Origin of the sequence: Micromonospora sp. NPDC049107, from assembly GCF_040648595.1 — a bacterium.
GTDB lineage: Bacteria > Actinomycetota > Actinomycetes > Mycobacteriales > Micromonosporaceae > Micromonospora.
Genome location: NZ_JBEZEC010000003.1, coordinates 562,349 through 579,736, shown reverse-complemented (window position 1 = coordinate 579,736; position 17,388 = coordinate 562,349). Strand labels below are relative to the sequence as shown.

Genomic DNA, 17,388 nt, shown 5'->3' with positions numbered 1-17,388 from the left:
GCGTTTCCCGCAGCCGGCCACGCCTGCTTCACTGTGGCCGCTCGATCGGGCGCACCCACGCGCTCACGTCACTCACGGGGAGTACTTGACATGATCAGGAGACGACTGCGCCTACGCGCCGTCGCATCGGGCGCGGTGGCCGCCGTCGCCATCGCCACGGCCACGGTGCCGCTCGCCATACCAGCCGCCGCCGCACCGGCAGCGCCGAAGCCCGCCGTCGATCCGAAGAAGGCACTCGGCGTCGACGCGGCCCTGGCGCAGGCCAAGCGGACCGGTAAGCAGGTCGAGGCCACCGCCGCCGGCACCTCGACGGAGAAGCTGACCGCCCTTCCGAACGGCCAGATCCTGCTCAGCCAGAGCGCGGTGCCGAACCGCAAGCGCGTGGGCGCCGAATGGAAGCAACTGGACCCCACCCTGTACCGGCGGGCCGACGGCGCCGTCACCGCGACCACCACCACACACGACATCAGCCTGTCGGGCGGTGGCAGCGGGCCGATGGCACACCTGGTCAGCGGGGACCGGTCACTCACCCTGACCGCCCCCGTCGCGCTGCCGACCCCCACGCTCGCCGGGCCGACGGCGACGTACCCCAACGTCCTTCCCGGTGTGGACCTGACCGTGACGGTCAACGCCCAAGGCGGGTTCTCCCACGTCTTCGTGGTCAAGGACGCGACAGCGGCGAAGAACCCGAAGCTGGCCACGCTCGAACTGGCCACCACCGCCAAGGGGTTCACCCTCGACGCCGACGCGGTCGGCAACATCAGCGGTCGGGACCGCACCGGCGAGGCGGTCATCACCGCGCCGGCCCCGACCATGTGGGACTCCTCGGCAGCTGCCACCACCGCCCCGACCGGGCGCAGTGGCGCCGCGTCGACGACCGCGGCCCCGGGCCGGGCGGCTCGCACCGCCGCCATCGGGGTCTCCGTCTCCCCCGGCAAGCTCGCTCTCAAGCCCGACCGCAAGCTGCTCACCGATGCCGCGACCGTCTACCCGGTCTACATCGATCCCAGCTTCAACTGGAGCGTCACCGGACCGCGGATGTCCGGCTGGTCCAGCATCTCGTACCAGCACCAGTCGACGAACTACTGGAACAACACGCCCGACCCGCAGGGTCGGATGCAGGTGGGGAACTCCGGCGAGCAGCGCTCGAACACGCTCATCAACTTCCCGGTGCCGTACAGCACCCTCACGGGCGCGACGATCAACGACGCTACGTTCAAGATCACTAATACCTGGTCGTGGAGCTGCACCAAGAAGACGGTAAACGTCTACGCCCCCGCGACGACGTTGTCGAAGTCGAACGCCAGCTGGGACTACTGGGAGGACCAGAGCAAGGGCCCGCTCGCCGCGTCCGGGAGCTTCGCCTACGGCTACAGCGGCTGTAGCGCCCAGGGCGTGTCCTTCGACATCACCGACCAGATCAAGACCGACGTCGCCAACAAGAAGGCCACCCGGACCCTGTGGATGATCGGCGGCAACGAGGCCAGCGACGATGAGAGCTGGAAGGAATTCCTGGAGACCAGCCCCACGCTGGAAATCCGCTTCAACCACAAGCCCAACAAGCCGACCGGTATGACCACCTCACCGCGCACCGCCTGCGGCGGTGGGTCGATGGTCGGCGACAACCCGGTCTACCTGTACGCCCCGGTTTCCGACCCCGACGGGGGCACCCTCGGCGTGAGCTTCAAGCTCTGGAAGACCTCCGACTCCGCGCAGACCGCCCTGGCGTCCTCCAACCCGAACCTGCTCACGTACTCGTCCGGCAGCACAGGCGTGCTGATCGTGCCGGTCGCCACGCTGCGCTCCGCCGCGGGCGGCGCCATCACCAGCTTCTCCTGGAAGGTCCAGGCGACCGACTTCGGGGCGTCCAGCGACTGGTCGACGACCTGCAGCTTCACCTACGACCCCACCCGGACCGGCGCTCCCGACATCAGCCAGCCGCAGGGGCAGTCGAAGATCGGCGAAGAGGTCAGCTTCGCCATCACGCCGCCGAGCACCGGTACCCAGCCGGCCAGCTACAGCTACCAGCTCAACGGCCTGCCCCCGGTCAGCATCTCCGCCTCCGCCGGCACCGCCTCGGTGGTCGTGACGCCGACCCGGTTCACCAACACCCTCGCCGTGACCAGCCTCTCGACCGGTGGGAACTTCGGCGAGACCGCCACCATCACCTTCAACGCGGATCCCGCCGACACGGCGGCTGACGCGGACCTCACCGGTGACGGTGTCGCCGACCTGCTGACCATCGGCGCCCGCAACGGGCTGCCCGCCGGCCTCTGGCTGGGCACGGGCATGAACAGCGGCGCGGTACGCACCACGGTCAACGACCTCGGCGCCCGGGGCAACGGAGTCACCGGCAACGAGGACCCGTCCGACTTCAACAACGGCCAGGCCATCTCCGGCCACTTCTTCGGCTCCGGTCTGCAGGACGTCCTCGTCTACTACACCGGGGGCGTCAACGCGGGCAACGGCATCGTCCTGCGGGGCAGCGGCGACGGCTCGGTCATCCAGCCGTACAACAACCAGGTGAGCGTCTCCGGCGAACTGCTTGTCGACAGCAACGGCAACGCTCCGCTGCAGTTGGCAAACGCCGGCGACTCCCGAGCGACCGGAAGCACCATCCCGGACCTGATCGGCACCAGCGGCGACGCGACGAACGGGTACTTCCTCAACTACTACCCGATGGCCTTCGCGGCCGGCCTCTACTACTACGCGGGCAGCACCACGACGCTCACCCCGGCCGGTGGCGTGGACTGGAACAACTGGACGATCGCCACCGCCCAGGTCAGCGGCGGCACCGCCATGTTCCTCTGGAACAGCAGCACCGGCGCCCTGCACCTGTGGACGAACCTGGCGTACAACCAGGACACCAACCAGCTCACCTACACGCCGTACACGCTCTCGACCAACTGGAACCGGGGCGCGTCGCTGGCCCTGCGGGCCGCCGACGCCAACTCCGACGGCACTCCCGACCTGTGGAGCGTCGGCGGCAACGGCCTGACCACGGCGTACCTGGTGAGCGGCCTGGGCACCACGCCCACCATCGCCACCCAGCAGGCGCAGGGCCTGGTCACCGCCAAGCACACCTGGCCGCTCGACGACGGCACGGCCGGAGCGTCCGCGGCCACCGCCGGCGACATCACCGGTGGCAGCACTCTCACCGGCACCGGCAACGCGTACTGGCACGAGGGTGACCTCTTCAGCCCGGACCTGCGGCTCAACAGCGATGCCACCGGCACGGGCGTGGACGCCAACGGCACCGGCAGCCTGGTCAGCGCCGCCAGTCCGGTGCTGGTCGACACCACCAGGTCGTTCAGCGTCGCCGCCTGGGTGAAGCCCACCACCGCCGGAAAGATCATCCTTTCCGAGGAGGGATCGCGCTCGGCCCGGTTCATCCTCTGGCAGGAGCAGAGCGACAACACCTGGCGGTTCGGGATGGCCCGATCCGACAGCGACGCCTGGGCGTACGACCAGGCCATCAGCGCGCCCAACGCCCAGCTCGGAGTCTGGACACACCTGGTAGCCACCTACAACGCGACCACGAGCACGATGGCCCTGTACGTCAACAACAACCTCGCTGGCACGGCACAGCACGCCGCAGCCGTGTCCTGGCCCAGCACCGGTCGTTTCGTGATCGGTCACTACCGCTACAGGGGCGCGCCGAGTTCGTACTACTCGGGTCAGGTCAGCAACGTGCAGCACTGGGACCGGGCTCTGAACCCGGCCGAGGCCACCGCGCCGGGCAACTACGCCCAGATGCTCATCGCACCAAACGTCCGCGACATCACCGGCGACGGCCGGGGCGACATGCTGGTCAGGCAGGGCAACGGCGACGTGCTGCTGCGCCGCGGAACGAACCTGGACGGCACGCTCACGTTCGATGCCGGCGTGGTGGTGTGCGGCAAGTGCGGCGGTTACGACTCGTTCAACATGGCCGACGCCAACAATGACGGCAAGTTGGACTTCTTCATGCGGCAGATCAGCACCGGTGACATGTACGTCTATACGAACACGGTCGCCAGCGGCGACCCGGTCTGGGGTGGCCGCCAGTTGGTCTGTGGCAAATGCCTCAACTTCGGCCTGTCCGACCTGGGCGATGTGAACCGGGACGGCAAGACCGACCTGTTCGTCAAAGAAAACAGCACCGGGAACATGTACGCATACCTGGGCAGCGGTACTCCAGGCGGCGAAGTCACCTGGAGTACCCGGATCATGCTCTGCGAATTGTGCGGCGGGTACGATCAGGCGAGCGTCGAGGACGCCAACAACGACGGCAAGATTGACTTGATCATGCGCAATGCCAGCACCGGCGACATGTGGGTCTACCCCAACACGGCCGCCAGCGGAACGCCGGCCTGGGGTCCCCGTGTCCTGGTCTGCGGCAAGTGCAAGGACTTCGATATGAGTAGCCTCGGCGACGTCACCAACGACGGGAAGATGGATCTCATGGTCCGTCGCAGGAGCAACGGCACCCTGGCCCTCTACCCGGGCAACGGCGCCCCCGGCACCGTCACCTGGGCCTCGCCCACGCTGATGTAGAACCGAACACGATGTAACCCGAATGGCCGGAACCCCCCGGGCACCGCGAACTGCGGTACCCGGGGGGTTCGCCTATGCGGGCTGAGCCGGAGGGAGTAGAGGTCAGACCAGGCCGGCGTCGCGGAGGAGCTGCCACAGGCCGGCGCCGTCGGGCGCGGACAGCCACTTCTGCCCCACCGGCCCCGAGGACGGCCGTCCGGCCGGGGCGGGCAGGCTACCGGCCAGCACCGACTGGGTCGGGGACAGCCGACGGATCGCCACCCCGGCGACGTTCTCCGGGTGGGCGGCGGCGAACTCGCGGTAGATCTCCTGGTCGTGCTGGCCGTCGTCGCCGACCAGGAGCCAGCGCACGTCGGGAAACTCCTTGGCGAGCCGCGCGAGGGTGGAACGCTTGTGCTCCATGCCGCTGCGGAACCAGCGGTCGGCGGTCGGACCCCAGTCGGTGAGCAGCAGCGGACCGGCCGGGTAGAGGTGCCGGGACAGGAACCGCGTCAACGTCGGCGCGACGTTCCACGCGCCGGTGGAGAGGTAGAAGACCGGGGCGCCGGGGTGCGCGGTGACCAGTCGCTCGTAGAGCACCGCCATGCCGGGTACGGCGGCGCGGGCGTGCTCGTCGAGAACGAAGGTGTTCCACGCGGCGAGCAGGGGTCGGGGCAGCGCCGTCACCATCACCGTGTCGTCGATGTCGGAGAGGATGCCGAACTTGACCTCCGGGTCGAGGATGCGCACGGGGGCGTCGACGGGCTCGGCGTCGGGGACGCTGAGGCGTACGGTGCCCCAGCCGGGTGGCAGGTCGGCCTCGACGAGCGTGTCGACGAAACCGCTGCGGTCGGCCTGGGCCTCGTGCCGTACCCCGCCGGCCTCGATCTGCACCGTTACGTGCTTGGCGGGCAGGGTGGTGAAGCTGCGCCAGCCACGCACCTTGTCCAGCCGACCCCGCTGGCGGTTGTCCGGACGGCCCAGCAGCACCCGGCACATCACACGTACCCAGCCCGGCCGGCCGTAGCCGGTGTAGGCGACGATGTTCATCCGCCAGCCGGTGCGGCGCAGCCGACGCTCCACGAGCTGGTGCACGGCGTCTTCGATCCGCGCGGCCCGGTGCAGATTCGGCACGGCAAGTTCGCCGGCGGGTGTGGGTGGCACGCGCCAACCCTGCCACACGTCGTCGGCGACGGCCACGCGAGCGGGTCCGAACCGCAGCCCGCCAGCCAGGTCGTACTGCGCCGAAGCGGCCCGACCGACCGTCGGTCCGTGAAACACTCCGGTCGGGACGACGACGGGGGCGTGGTCGTGTCGCATCCAGAGCAGCACCGCGGGCGGTGGCGTCCGCGACTTGACCGGCCGGCGCTCGTCGCGCTGCTGTTCGGGCTGGTCGGCGTCGGGTACCGGCTGGTCCTGACGCTGTACACCGTCCCGGTGTCGAACAGCGACGAGGCGACCTTCGGGCTGGCCGCCCTGCACATCGGGCAGCGCCGGGAACACCCCGTCTTCCTCTACGGCCAGCACTACATGGGGATGCTGGAGTCGTACCTGGCGGCGCCCCTGCTCGCGGTCTTCGGGCCGAGCTGGCCGGTGCTGCGGCTGCCGATGCTGGCCCTGTACGCGGTCTTCCTCTACCTGGTGTACGCGCTCACCCGCCGGCTCTACCCGCCGTGGTTCGCCGTCCTCGTCGTCGGACTGCTGGCGCTGGGACCCGAGCGGGTGGTGCGTGACCAGCTCACCGTGGTCGGCGGTCGGCCGGAGGTCAAACCGGCGGTGCTGCTGATGCTGCTGATCGTCGTGGGGCTGGCCGCCGGGTCGGTGCGCCACCGTCGGCTGGCCGTCGCGCTGTTCGGGCTGCTGGCCGGGCTGGCCGCCTGGTCGGACTGGCTGATCCTGCCGTACCTGGCGGTGGCCGTGCTGGCCCTGCTCTGGGCGGTGCGGCGGGAACTGCTCGGCTGGGCCGGGCTGCTGCTGGTGGCGGGTTTCGTGGTCGGGATCGCGCCGATGATCGTCGACAACCTGCGTGCCGGGCCGGGTGAGGACTCGCTGACGGTGTTCCGGGAGGTCAGCACCAAGGCCGGCCCGCTGCCACCGTGGTCGGACCGGATCCGGGGCGGCCTGTTGGAGGGAGTGCCGCTGGCGCATGGGCTCTGCCCGGTCGACGGCTGCGGTCGCTGGCAGCAGTGGTTCGGACTGCTCTACCCGGCGCTGCTGGTGGCCGCCGCGGCGCTCGCGCTCGTCGCGTACCGCCGGGCCGTGGGCACGACACCCGGCGAGCCCGCCGCCGGCACCCTGCGCGGCGGCCGGGCCGAGGGCACGCCACGGGCCGCGCGGGTCGGGCCGGTGGTGCAGCTCGCGCTGGTCGTCGGGGCGGCGTTGACCCTGCTGTCGTACGTGCGTAGTCCGCTCGCCGCGACCAGTCCGCTGGACAACGCCCGCTACCTGTCGGTGCTGCAACTGTCGCTGCCGGCGGTGCTCTGGCCGCTCTGGGCGGCGGCCGTGGCCGGCTGGCGGGGCACGGTGGGCGTGCTCGGCCGGCTGATCGGCGCGCTGGCCGCCGCCGTGCTGGCGGCGCTGACCGCGACGACGCTGGTGGTCACCGTGCTCTTCGCGGTCAGCGGCGCCGCCGCGTCGCGGACCGAGGAGCGCCAGGCCCGGGAGTTGGCCGCCGCGCTGCGCGCCGACGGACCCCACGAGGTGTACGGGGATTACTGGACCTGCAACCGGCTGATCTTCAACACCGACGAGGCGGTGGTCTGCGGGGTGCTCGACGGCGACCTGTCCCCGGGGCAGAACCGCTACCGGCCGTACTGGCGGCAGGTCGGGCGGGCCGCGCGGCCCGGCTACGTGGTGGAGGTCGACTCGCCGATGGACCGGCGGCTGCGCCGGCTGCTCGCCGACCGACCCGACGCCGCACCGGTCCGCGAGGTGGGTGGCTATCGCGTGTACCACCCCGACACCCCGGTGCGGCCCTGGCGCTGAGCACGGGTCGTACGCTGGCCGGGCCGCCGCCGTACGCCGTCCGAGGAGACCCGATGCTCATCCTGCTGCCGCCCTCGGAGGGCAAGGCCGACGCCGGCACCGGACGGCGGTGGACGCCGGACAAGCTGTCACTGCCGGAGCTGAACCCGGCCCGCGAGCGGGTGCTCGACGCGCTCGTGGCGCTCAGCGCCGGGCCGGACGAGGAGGCGGCGTTGGCCGCGCTCGGGCTCAGCGACGGTCAGCGCGGCGAGCTGCGCCGCAACGCCCGGCTGCGGGAGGTGGCGACCGCCCCGGCCGAGCGGCTCTACACCGGGGTGCTGTACGAGGCGCTGGAGCTGGCCACGCTGCCACCGGCGGCGCTGCGGGCGGCCCGCCGGTCGATCCTCATCAGCTCCGGCCTGTGGGGCGCGGTACGCCTCGCCGACCGGATTCCGCCGTACCGCTGCCCGATCGGCGTCCGCCTGCCGGAGGTCGGGGCGCTGTCGGCGTACTGGCGCAGGGAGTTGACGCCGGTCCTGGCCGGCGCGGCCGGTCGGGGCCCGGTGCTGGACCTGCGCTCCGGCGCGTACGCGGCCACCTGGACGCCGCGCGGTGAGCTGGCCGAACGGACGGTCACCGTGCGGGTGCTGCACGAGCGGGAGGTCGACGGTGTGCCCGTCCGCTCGGTCGTGAGCCACTTCAACAAGGCGACCAAGGGGCGGCTGGTGCGGGATCTGCTCCTCACCGGCGCGAAGCCGCGCACCGCCCGGGAGTTGGTCGGCGCCCTGCGCGAGCTGAAGCACACCGTGGTGGAGGAACCGGCCGCCGCCGGGCGGGTCCGGCAGGTGGATCTGGTGGTCACCGAGCTGTAGCGCAGCGGGAGCCGCAAGATTTGCTCAAGGCTGGGCGGGACACATTCCGTAACGGCCGCGCAGGGGCCACGGTAGGGGAACCCAGACTCCGACGAGGGAGCCCCCGTTGGCCCGCGATCCCGCCCTGCTCGACCGGCCCCGCCCACCGGCGACGCCACCCCCGCTGGACTGGCTGACCCTGGGCGACGCGTTCGAGGCGTCCTGCCTGCTGCGCTGCACCGCGCCTCCGACGGGCGCCCGGTCGAGCGCCCCGCCACCGGCGCTCGCGCCGGGGGTCGAGTTCAACCGGGAGGACGCCGCGCAGCGGATGCGCCAGCTACTCGCCCGCCTCGACATTCCGGTCACCCAGGAGGTGACGGTCGGCGGACTCCGCCGCCGCTACGAGGTGCACCGGCTGTGGGTGCCGCCGGAGCACCGGGGCACGTACGGCCGGCTGATGGATGCCGGCTGGTGGCAGGGACGTCGGGAGCTGTTGGGCGGTCCCCTGCCGGGCGCCTCGCCGGCCCGCCGCCGGTGGGTGTCCCGCCTCGCGGCGGCGGCCTGGCGGTCGGCGCTGCTGGCCGGCGGGCGGCACGTGCGCCGGCACATCCTCGGTGTGCGGCTCACCGACCGGGAGTTGGCCGCCGTGCTGATCCGCGGCGCGGCCGTGCTCGACGTGCCGGCCGTACTCCGCCCGGGCACCGGTTGTTTCCTGGTGAGCGTGGCCGACGGGCCGGACCGGGAGCGCATCCTGCACAGCGCGTCGTTGGAGCCGGCGCGCGCCGCGGTGTCGACGCCGGGCCGCCGCCCGGTCTGCTGAGCGCAGGCCCGTACCGGCGGTACTGACGGGTGCGGGCTTGCGCCTGCCCGTCGGAGCGCGCACAGTGCACCGCGTGGGTCGTACCTCGTCTCCTCGGGCCGGTCGACGCCGCCCGGGAGCGGCGGCGCTGGCGCTGGTCGTGGCCCTGACCGTCGCCGGCTGCCGGGACGACCCGGCCGAGCCGGTGGAGATCCGGATCGCCACCGGCAGCCCCACCGCCGTCTACTACGCGTTCGGGCAGTCCCTCGCGACCATCCTCAACCGCGAACTGCCCGGGGTACGGGCCAGCGTGGTGATCACCGCGGCCTCGGCGGAGAACGTCCGCCTGGTCGGCTCGGGGGCCGCCGAGCTGGGTTTCACCCAGGCCGACGTGCTGCCCACCAGCCCGACGCAGAGCCCCTCGGTGGACGCGGTGGCCCGGGTGTACGACGACCAACTGCACCTGGTCACGACCGACGGCGGGCCGGTCCGTACGGTCGGCGACCTGCGGGGTCGGCGGGTCTCGGTGGGCGCGGCCGGCTCCGGCACCGAGATCACCGCCAGCCGGCTGCTGGAGGTGGCCCGGCTCGGCGGCGACGCGGTACGCCGGGAACGGCTCGGCCTGGACGACTCGGTGACCGCCCTGCGCTCGGGACGCATCGACGCGTTCTTCTTCTCCGGTGGTCTGCCGGTGCGGGGCATCGAGGAGTTGGCCGGGCGCAGCGCAACCCGGATCGTCGACCTGGGCGAGTGGACGGAGCCGTTGCGTGCCCGCTACGGGCAGGTCTACGTCTCCCGGGACATCCCCCGCTCGGTGTACGGGATGAACCCGGTGACCACGGTCGCCGACCCGAACTATCTGATCGTGCGGGCCGACCTGCCGGAGCCGCTGGTCCGGGACGTGACCCGACTGCTGATGGAGCGCCGGGCCGAACTGGGCGCGGCGCATCCGGCGGCGGGACGGATGAGCCCCCGCTCGGCGATCGCCACCGCGCCGCTGCCGCTGCACCCGGGCGCCGCCGCCTGGTACCGGGCCGCCAAGCCCTGAGCTGCCGGGTCGCCGCAGCGGGCACGCGGCCTGAGTCGCCGGTCCGCTAGCGCGCCGGGGTGGGCCACCGGTCGGCGGCCGGGTCCCCGTCCCCGTCCAGCGGCTCTTCCGCCGGCTCGGCGGCCGGGAACCACAGGCCGGCGACCAGCCCGCGCGGGGTGCCCGCTCGCATGGTGAGCCGCCCGTCGGAGGCGTCCACCAGCACGGCGGCGATGGTCAGGCCGAGCCCGGCGCCGTCGACGTTCTGCGCGTCCGGGGCCCGCCAGAACCGCTCGGTGGCCTGGCGAAGTTGGCTCTCGGTCATTCCCGGGCCGGTGTCGCGCACCTCCAACAGGACCCCGTCGTCGCGGCGGGCCACCGTCACCGTCACCGCCCCGCCGGCCCCGCTGAACTTCACCGCGTTGTCGATCAGGGCGTCCAGCGCCTGGTCGACGGCGGTCGGCACGGTCCGCGCGTACGCGGGAGCGTCGCTCGTGGCCAGGCGCAGCGCGACCGACCGGTGCCGGGCCAACGGCGCCCACGCGGCCACCCGGGAGGCCGCGACGGCGGCGGCGTCCACGCTGACCCGCTCGTTCTCCTCGCGTTCGGCTCGGGCCAGGGTGAGCAGCGCGTCGAGCACCAGCGCAAGCCGGTCGGTCTCCTCCAACGCCAGCCGGTGCTCGGAGCGCCCGTCCGCGTCGGTGAGGCTGGGACCCAGCTCCTCCACCCGCAGCCGCAACGCCGTGAGCGGATTGCGCAGCTGGTGGCTGGCGTGCGCGACGAAGGCACGCTGCCGGTCCATCACGTCGGAGACCACGTCGGCCATGTGGTTGAAGCTGGTCGCGAGCCGGCGCAGCTCCGGCGGGCCGAGTCGGTGCTGCACGCGGGCGCCCCGGTCGCCCTCGGCGATCTCGTGGGTGACGGCGTCCAGCTCGGTGACCGGCCGCAGCACCCAGCCGGCCAGGCCGAACGCGGTGAGCACGCAGGCCAGCACGACGAGCAGGCCGGCCACGGTGAGCAGCAGCCACCAGGTGGTCACGGCCCGACGGATCTCGCCGGCGGGTGTCACGATCACCACCGCGCCGAGGACCTCACCGCCGTCGTTGATGGGCACCGCCACCACCACCGGGCCGGCGGACCAGGGCCAGATCGACTCGGGCGCGCTGGACTGCTGCCCGGACAGCGCCACGTCCAGGACCGTGGCGGTGCCGGTGGACCGCCAGCTCGCCGAGTCCACGACGATGCCCCGGTCCCGGTCGACGACCGCCGCGCCGATCCCGTACAGCTCGTCGTAGCTGCGCAGCTCCGCCCCGATCGGGCCGGGCTCCCCGCCGCGCAGCGCCGGACCGGCCAGCGAGGCGAACCGGGTGGCGTCGGCGAGCCGGTCGGCGCGTACCCGCTCGGTCTCCCGGCTGGCCAGGGTCACCGCGAGCGGGCTCTCCAGCGCGACGAGGACGAGCACCATCAGCAGCAGGTAACTGATCACCAGTCGACGGCGCACGGGGTCCCCTCACGCATCGCGCAACCGGTAGCCGACCCCACGGACGGTCTCCACCAGCCGCGCGTCGCCCAGCTTGCCGCGCAACGACCCGACGTGCACCTCGACGGTGTGCGGATCGCCCCAGGTGGTGCCCCAGGCGTCGAGCAGGATGCGGTCGCGGGGCACCGCCACCCCCGGCTGGCGGGCGAGCGACAGCAGCACGTCGAACTCCTTGCGGGTCAGCGTTACCGCGCGCCCCGCCACCGTCACCGTGCGGGCGGCCACGTCGATGCGCACCGCCCCCGCCTCGATCAGGTGCCGCTCGGGGGCGGCATTGGCGGCCCGGCGCAGCACCGCCTCGATCCGGGCTTGCAACTCGACCATCGAGAACGGTTTGACCACGTAGTCGTCCGCGCCCAGGCGCAGCCCGAGGACCCGGTCGCGCTCCTCACCCCGCGCGGTCACCGCGATGATGCCGAGCTGGCTGCTGCGCCGGCGCAGCTCCCGACACACCTCGGTGCCGTCGCCGTCGGGCAGGGTCAGATCCAGCAGCACCAGGTCGCAGGGGGCGGCGGAGAGCGCCGCGGCGACGGTGGCGGCGTGCTCGACCTGGTAGCCACGACGGGTCAGGGCGGAGGAGAGCGCGGCGGCCACCCGGCGGTCGTCCTCCACCAGCAGGATCCGCACCGTGCCCCCATCCGTCGCAGCCGTCCTGCGAATGGTGGCAGAAGGCCGCCGCGAGCGGGAGGGCCGGCTCCGGTCAGGCCCTACAGACCGAACGTGTCGTCGGCGACCGCGTCCCGCACGCCGTCGGTGAAGCCGCGGAAACCGGGGTCGTCGTGCCGGGCGGGCACGCTGGTGACGTTGACGCCGCTGGCCTGGGTGACGGCGTCGACCAGGGGCGGAAAGTCGATCTCGGCATCGTCGAAGGCGTCGTCGTCCGCCTCGGCCAGGTTGATCACGTGCTGCACGTCGTCCGACGGGGTGTCCGGGTCCTCGGCCCACTCGCCGCCGGCCCGGTAGCACTCGTCGTACAGCCCGCGCTGGGTGTCGGTCCAGTCGTCGTCGTAGCTCGCCATCGTCCATCCCCTTCCGGCGGGTCAACCTGAGCATGACGGGCGGCGGCCGACGTCGGCGGCGGTACGGCCGAAACGTGGGCGACGTAGTCTGCGGAGGTGATCTACAAGCTGTTGCCGACCGTCGAGTGGGACGACGCCCGGGTCGCCGGCGCCGTCGCCGGCTCGGCCCTGGACCACCAGGACGGTTTCATCCACCTCTCCGCCGCCGACCAGGTGGTGGAGACGGCCCGCCGGCACTTCACCGGCGTCACCGGCCTCACCCTGCTGGGCGTGGACGAGGGTCGGCTGGCCGACGCCCTGCGCTGGGAGCCGTCGCGCGGCGGGCAGCTCTTCCCCCACCTGTACGGGCCGCTGCCGCTGAGCGCGGTGGTGACGGCACGGGCGTTGCCGGCGGACACTCCGGTCGCCGACGCGGTCGCCGCCCTGCTCGACTGAGTCACACCCCTTCGCCGCCGACACGACCGCGCCCGGTCCGACAGGTGTCGGGCCGGGCGCGGGACGTGGTGCGCGGTCAGCGGCAGAGCCGGGTGATCTCCTCGGCGAACCGGTCCATCGGGTTGGCCTCCGCCGGCCCCAACAGGTAGGTCTTCAGGTCGCGGCGTGCCTCCGTCATCGGGTCGTCGCCGGCCCGGGTCACCGCCACGATCTTCTCCAGCTCACCGCAGTCGGCGGAGAGCAGGTACGCGGCCCGCGCGGTCGGGTACTCCCGACGGAACTCGTCCTCCGGCAGGCCGGCCGGGTTGGCCACCACGTACGGCCGCTGACTCTGCACGAAGTCCGAGACCACACTGGACACGTCGCTGATCAGCAGGTCGGTCTGGTTGAAGCAGTCGAACAGCCCGGGGGTACGGCCGGTCACCACGACGTGCGCGGTGCCGTCCAGGGAGGCCGCGTTGGGGTTTCCACCGGCGGAGCGGATCGCCTCGACGATCCGGTCGTGCACCGCCTTGGCCGCCTTGGACCGGGACCCGGTGAGCGGGTGCGGCTTGTAGACCAGACGCACCCCGGGGTTGCTCGCCAGCAGGCCCTTGACGATCCGCTCACCCATCAACACCAGCGAGGTGTGGTACGGGTCGTCGTCGAGCCAGCCCTCCCAGGTGGGCGCGTAGAGCACGGTGAACGGACGGTCCACCGACTCGGCCCCGAAGGTGTGCACGCCGGCCAACTGCGGCCGGCCGATCTCCACGATGTCCGAGTCGAGCACGCCCACCCCGGCACGGGCGTACCGCTCCCGACCGGCCAGGCCCGCCACCCACACCTCGTCGTACACCTTGCTGTAGGGGTTGACGCTGGCCTGCTTGTCGCTGTCGCCGTGCCCCACGAAGACGTGCTTCATGCCGGGCTCGCGCAGCATGTGAATGTTCGCGCCGACGTTCGCGGCGTAGAGGGCGGCGCGGACGCTGCCGAGTTCGAGGTTCATGAAGTCCACCCCGGCCGGTACGCAGAGCACCGGCAGCCGGGTGTCGGCCAGCTCGAAGAACGCCTCCCGGCTGCGCATCAGCACCACCGCGCGCTGGTTCAGCGCCTCGGTCGGGGCGAGCCACATGTTGGCCTGGTAGACGTCCTTGGCCGGGCCGGCGAAGTAGAGCGCCACCTCGGGCCGGTGGGTGTCGAGCCAGCGCTGCACGGCCGGCATCAGCGGTCCCTGGCCGGAGCCTCGACCGCGCAGCCACGTCACGGCGATGATCGCGCCCACCACCCCGGTCGCCGCCACCGTCAGAGCGGCGGCGACGAAGTACGGCGTCGGCTCGTGCCGCACGGCGGCGACCACCGCGGCCGGGACCAGCAGGAGGTTCAGCAGAGGCATCCGGTCCCCCGCGACGGCTGCCGCCCAGGCCGGCGGGCGAGGGGCCGAGCGCAGGGGGCCCAGCTCGATGTTGCGGACCAGGGCAGACTGCGGGTTACGACGGTCGATCATGGTGGAGAGCGCGCCCGCGAAGACCGAGACGACCCACACCGCCGCCGGCAGGATCAGCAGGAAGCTCAACTCGACGCCGTCGAGCTCGACCTGGGCGGCGACCAGCAGCACGGCCGACAGGTCACGGGTCAGCTGCCGGTAGGAGAAGTTCAGGCCGACCTTCTCCAGCAGCAGCTGCGACGGCGGGGACCAGCGGGCGGCGGCGAACTCCCCGACCACCGCCGCCAGCCCGGCGACGGCGAACAGGCCGACCCAACCGAAGACTCCTGCGACGAGCATGACCAGGTAGGCCAGCACCAGCAGCGCGCTGCGGGCGGCCACTCCGATGCGTCCTGTCAACGTGCCGAACAACGAGTTCGCTCCCTACGATTTTCGAGGTGGACGCATGCCCGTGGTGCGTCGATGACACTCCCCGTCGCGCATGACCTACCGCGCGGCCGGAGCGGCGGGCCACGGATGTGGTGATCCACACCCCGTACGGCGGGCGGTAGTGATGACTGCGACCTTAACGCGAAGACACCCAGCGGTGTCGCTCGGGTATCGGGCGCACATTTCGGTCACCGCACCGAAACTGCCGGTGCCGCATTGTCGCGGCACCGGCAGACCCAGGGGCGGAATGCTCAGCCGACCCGCCGGAAACACGTCATCGCTCCGGGCTTGCCACGCTTCGCGAACTCCTGGTAGCCGAGCTGCGGCACCAGGTCACGGGCGTACTGGTTGCCGTTGTAGACGCAGATGGTGCCCACATCCAACCGATCGAGCGCCGGTGCCAACTCCGCCGGCGTCGCGGTGGTGGCGCCGTCGGCGAAGCTGGCGAGCAGCAGCCGGTCCTTGGCGAACTGGGAGTTGAGGTCGTACTCGACGAGGTAGAAGTCACGCGGTAGGACGACCCGAACCTGGCTGGTGACGACGAGCGAGGTCCGCATGATGGTCTTCGGCGCCAGCAGCAGGCCCGCGGGCCGGTCCAACCCCTTGATCCAGAAAGCGATCGACTGGCGCTGCTGCGGCAGCTTCCAGGTGGGCCGCTCGTGCACGTCGACCCAGCTCTTGGCGGACCACATCGGGGTGGCGAAGAGCGCGAACGAGGCGACCAGCAGCACCGCGATCCCACCGGACGCCGCACGACGCAGCACCGGCGTGGGGGCCGGCACGCGAACCGTGCAGAGCAGCCCGATCAGGGTCGGCAGGGCGAGCAGCCACGGCACCCGCCACAGCACGACCGAGATGCCGCTGAGCGCGCTCAACGTCTCCAGCACACCGGGGACGAACAGCACGCTCAGCGCCAGGGTCGCGCCGGCGGTGAGCAGCGCGGGCGTGCGCCGACGGGCCAGCAGTGGGCCGCACCAGAGCGCCAGGCCGGAGATCACGCCGACCACGCCGAACAGCAGGGTCCGCTTGTAGGTGTACGCCGCGTCGAAGAAGGCGTCGTCCGCGCCGTCGGCGCTCAGGCCGCCGAGCAGGATCCGGGACACCACCAGGGACCCGATCGGGTACGTGAGGGCGGCCACCGCCGCCACCACGGCGAGCTTCCAGCGCCCGACCAGCACCATGGCGAAACCGGCGGCCCCGACCAGCATCGGCAGGATGATCGCGGCGGTGTTGGTGAGTCCGATGGCGGTGATCGAGAGCGCCACGATGAGCAGCAGGCTGCGCCGGGTACGCCGGTCGAACCACTCGGTCAGGTAGAGCCACATCAGCGGGATGACGGCCGAGACGAACATGCCCTTGCCCTCGTAGAGCCGGGGCAGGTGGAAGGTGCCCAGCGCGGCGTCCCCACCGGCGACCAGGTACAGGTACGCGACGGCGACCGTGAAGGCGAGCACCGGCCGCCGGGGTGCCCAGCGCTGGGTCAGCCGCCAGAGCGCGAGCACCGCCAGCACCGCCATGATCGGCAGCATCACGTACCAGGTGGCCGAGGCGCCGTGGATCCCGAGCACGTTGGCGAGCGCGCCGTCGAACACCTCGATCGAGGGGATGGGGGGTTGCGAACCCATCGCCGGAAGGACGTTCTCGGAGAAGAGGAAGTCGTTGAGCGGAACGAGGTCCCGCTCGGCGATCCAGACCGACTTCCCGACGTAGTAGACGTCGTCCGGGGTGTTGCGGGCGAGGAAGAACGAGGAGATCCCGACCAGTACGGAGATGACCAGCGCGTACGCCGACTGCCCCGCCGTGGGCCTTGGCGCGATCGAGGTGGGCGTCGGGCCGTCCAGCCAGACCCGACGCAGCAGCAGGATCCCGCCGGTCGCCGCGAGCAGGCCCGCCACCGCCGGGATCCACCAGGAGACGGCGGCGCCGGTGCCGATGACTCCGGCGCTGACCGAGGCTACCGCGGCGGCGGCGAGCACGCCGATCAGCAGCCGCCGGTCGACGGCGGGCCGCGTCCCGGTCGGCTCGACCGGCTCGGCCGGTCCGCTCTCCTCGCGGAGGGCGGCGGAGCGGCGTCGGGCACGCAGCATCGCCACCACGGCGAGCAGGACGCAGGCGACCACCCAGATCCGGAAGGTCACCGACGGACGCAGATCCGCCAGGAAGGCCGCGTGGTAGATGACGGTGAAGAGCGCGAACGCGACCACGGCCCCGTCGGTGAGCAGCGTCGGGGCGGCGGCCACCAACGCGTGGACGCGGGCGGCGGGGCTACGGTCGGGGCCCTGACCCGACCGGGACACCGGCTCGGAGCGCGGCGTCGGGTCCGGGTCAGTGGGCGCGACGGCGATGCTGTCGACGTTGGCCACGGGCGTCCTTCTCGTCAGGCGGA

At 72.2% G+C, this 17,388-nt stretch carries 12 protein-coding genes; 6 read left to right on the top strand and 6 right to left on the bottom strand.

The annotated features are described in order from the left end of the window. Window positions 1-90 precede the first annotated feature (90 nt). Window positions 91-4,536, top strand: a complete 4,446-nt coding sequence (locus AB0B55_RS10880) for a LamG-like jellyroll fold domain-containing protein (protein ID WP_357171558.1) — start codon at window positions 91-93, stop codon at window positions 4,534-4,536. 102 nt (window positions 4,537-4,638) lie between these two features. On the opposite strand, the gene AB0B55_RS10875 is transcribed toward AB0B55_RS10880, so the two are convergent. After that, on the bottom strand, window positions 4,639-5,679 hold the full coding sequence (locus AB0B55_RS10875) for a phosphatase domain-containing protein (protein ID WP_357120051.1): 1,041 nt from the start codon (window positions 5,677-5,679) through the stop codon (window positions 4,639-4,641). Between the two features lie 147 nt (window positions 5,680-5,826). Here AB0B55_RS10875 and AB0B55_RS10870 point away from each other — a divergent pair, with 147 nt between their 5' ends. From AB0B55_RS10870 to AB0B55_RS10855, 4 genes are all read left to right on the top strand, one after another. Then, window positions 5,827-7,500, top strand: a complete 1,674-nt coding sequence (locus AB0B55_RS10870; protein WP_357120783.1) for a hypothetical protein — start codon at window positions 5,827-5,829, stop codon at window positions 7,498-7,500. A 53-nt stretch (window positions 7,501-7,553) separates the two neighbouring features. Next, complete coding sequence (gene yaaA, locus AB0B55_RS10865; RefSeq protein WP_357171557.1) at window positions 7,554-8,351, top strand: peroxide stress protein YaaA; 798 nt, start codon at window positions 7,554-7,556, stop codon at window positions 8,349-8,351. Between the two features lie 106 nt (window positions 8,352-8,457). Then, window positions 8,458-9,150 (top strand): hypothetical protein, encoded by a 693-nt coding sequence (locus AB0B55_RS10860; protein WP_357171556.1) that lies wholly within the window; start codon window positions 8,458-8,460, stop codon window positions 9,148-9,150. 73 nt (window positions 9,151-9,223) lie between these two features. Further along, entirely contained in the window at window positions 9,224-10,177 is a 954-nt protein-coding gene (locus AB0B55_RS10855) for a TAXI family TRAP transporter solute-binding subunit (RefSeq protein ID WP_357120060.1), read from the top strand. 46 nt (window positions 10,178-10,223) lie between these two features. Here AB0B55_RS10855 and AB0B55_RS10850 read toward each other — a convergent pair whose 3' ends face one another. From AB0B55_RS10850 to AB0B55_RS10840, 3 genes are all read right to left on the bottom strand, one after another. Next, window positions 10,224-11,657: a HAMP domain-containing sensor histidine kinase gene (locus AB0B55_RS10850; protein WP_357120063.1), complete on the bottom strand. Its 1,434-nt coding sequence runs from the start codon at window positions 11,655-11,657 to the stop codon at window positions 10,224-10,226. 9 nt (window positions 11,658-11,666) lie between these two features. Next, entirely contained in the window at window positions 11,667-12,323 is a 657-nt protein-coding gene (locus tag AB0B55_RS10845) for a response regulator transcription factor (RefSeq protein ID WP_355050323.1), read from the bottom strand. Between the two features lie 80 nt (window positions 12,324-12,403). After that, window positions 12,404-12,715 carry a hypothetical protein gene (locus tag AB0B55_RS10840; RefSeq protein WP_355050324.1) on the bottom strand — a complete coding sequence of 104 codons (312 nt, stop codon included), beginning with the start codon at window positions 12,713-12,715 and terminating at the stop codon, window positions 12,404-12,406. A gap of 96 nt (window positions 12,716-12,811) precedes the next feature. Between AB0B55_RS10840 and AB0B55_RS10835 the strand changes: the two genes are divergently transcribed. Next, window positions 12,812-13,150 carry a DUF952 domain-containing protein gene (locus AB0B55_RS10835; protein ID WP_357120068.1) on the top strand — a complete coding sequence of 113 codons (339 nt, stop codon included), beginning with the start codon at window positions 12,812-12,814 and terminating at the stop codon, window positions 13,148-13,150. Between the two features lie 76 nt (window positions 13,151-13,226). On the opposite strand, the gene AB0B55_RS10830 is transcribed toward AB0B55_RS10835, so the two are convergent. Together AB0B55_RS10830 and AB0B55_RS10825 are read right to left on the bottom strand one after the other, a co-directional pair. Continuing rightward, a complete protein-coding gene (locus tag AB0B55_RS10830; RefSeq protein WP_357120072.1) occupies window positions 13,227-14,984 on the bottom strand; it encodes a CDP-glycerol glycerophosphotransferase family protein in 1,758 nt (585 codons plus the stop codon). Between the two features lie 269 nt (window positions 14,985-15,253). Then, window positions 15,254-17,365 carry a DUF6077 domain-containing protein gene (locus AB0B55_RS10825; protein WP_357171555.1) on the bottom strand — a complete coding sequence of 704 codons (2,112 nt, stop codon included), beginning with the start codon at window positions 17,363-17,365 and terminating at the stop codon, window positions 15,254-15,256. Window positions 17,366-17,388 lie beyond the last annotated feature (23 nt).

Bases quoted from the DNA above. Each gene is read 5' to 3' on its own strand.
- AB0B55_RS10880 (WP_357171558.1), top strand. From the start codon at position 91: ATGATCAGGAGACGACTGCGCCTACGCGCCGTCGCATCGGGCGCGGTG.
- AB0B55_RS10840 (WP_355050324.1), bottom strand. From the start codon at position 12,715: ATGGCGAGCTACGACGACGACTGGACCGACACCCAGCGCGGGCTGTAC.
- yaaA (WP_357171557.1), top strand. From the start codon at position 7,554: ATGCTCATCCTGCTGCCGCCCTCGGAGGGCAAGGCCGACGCCGGCACC.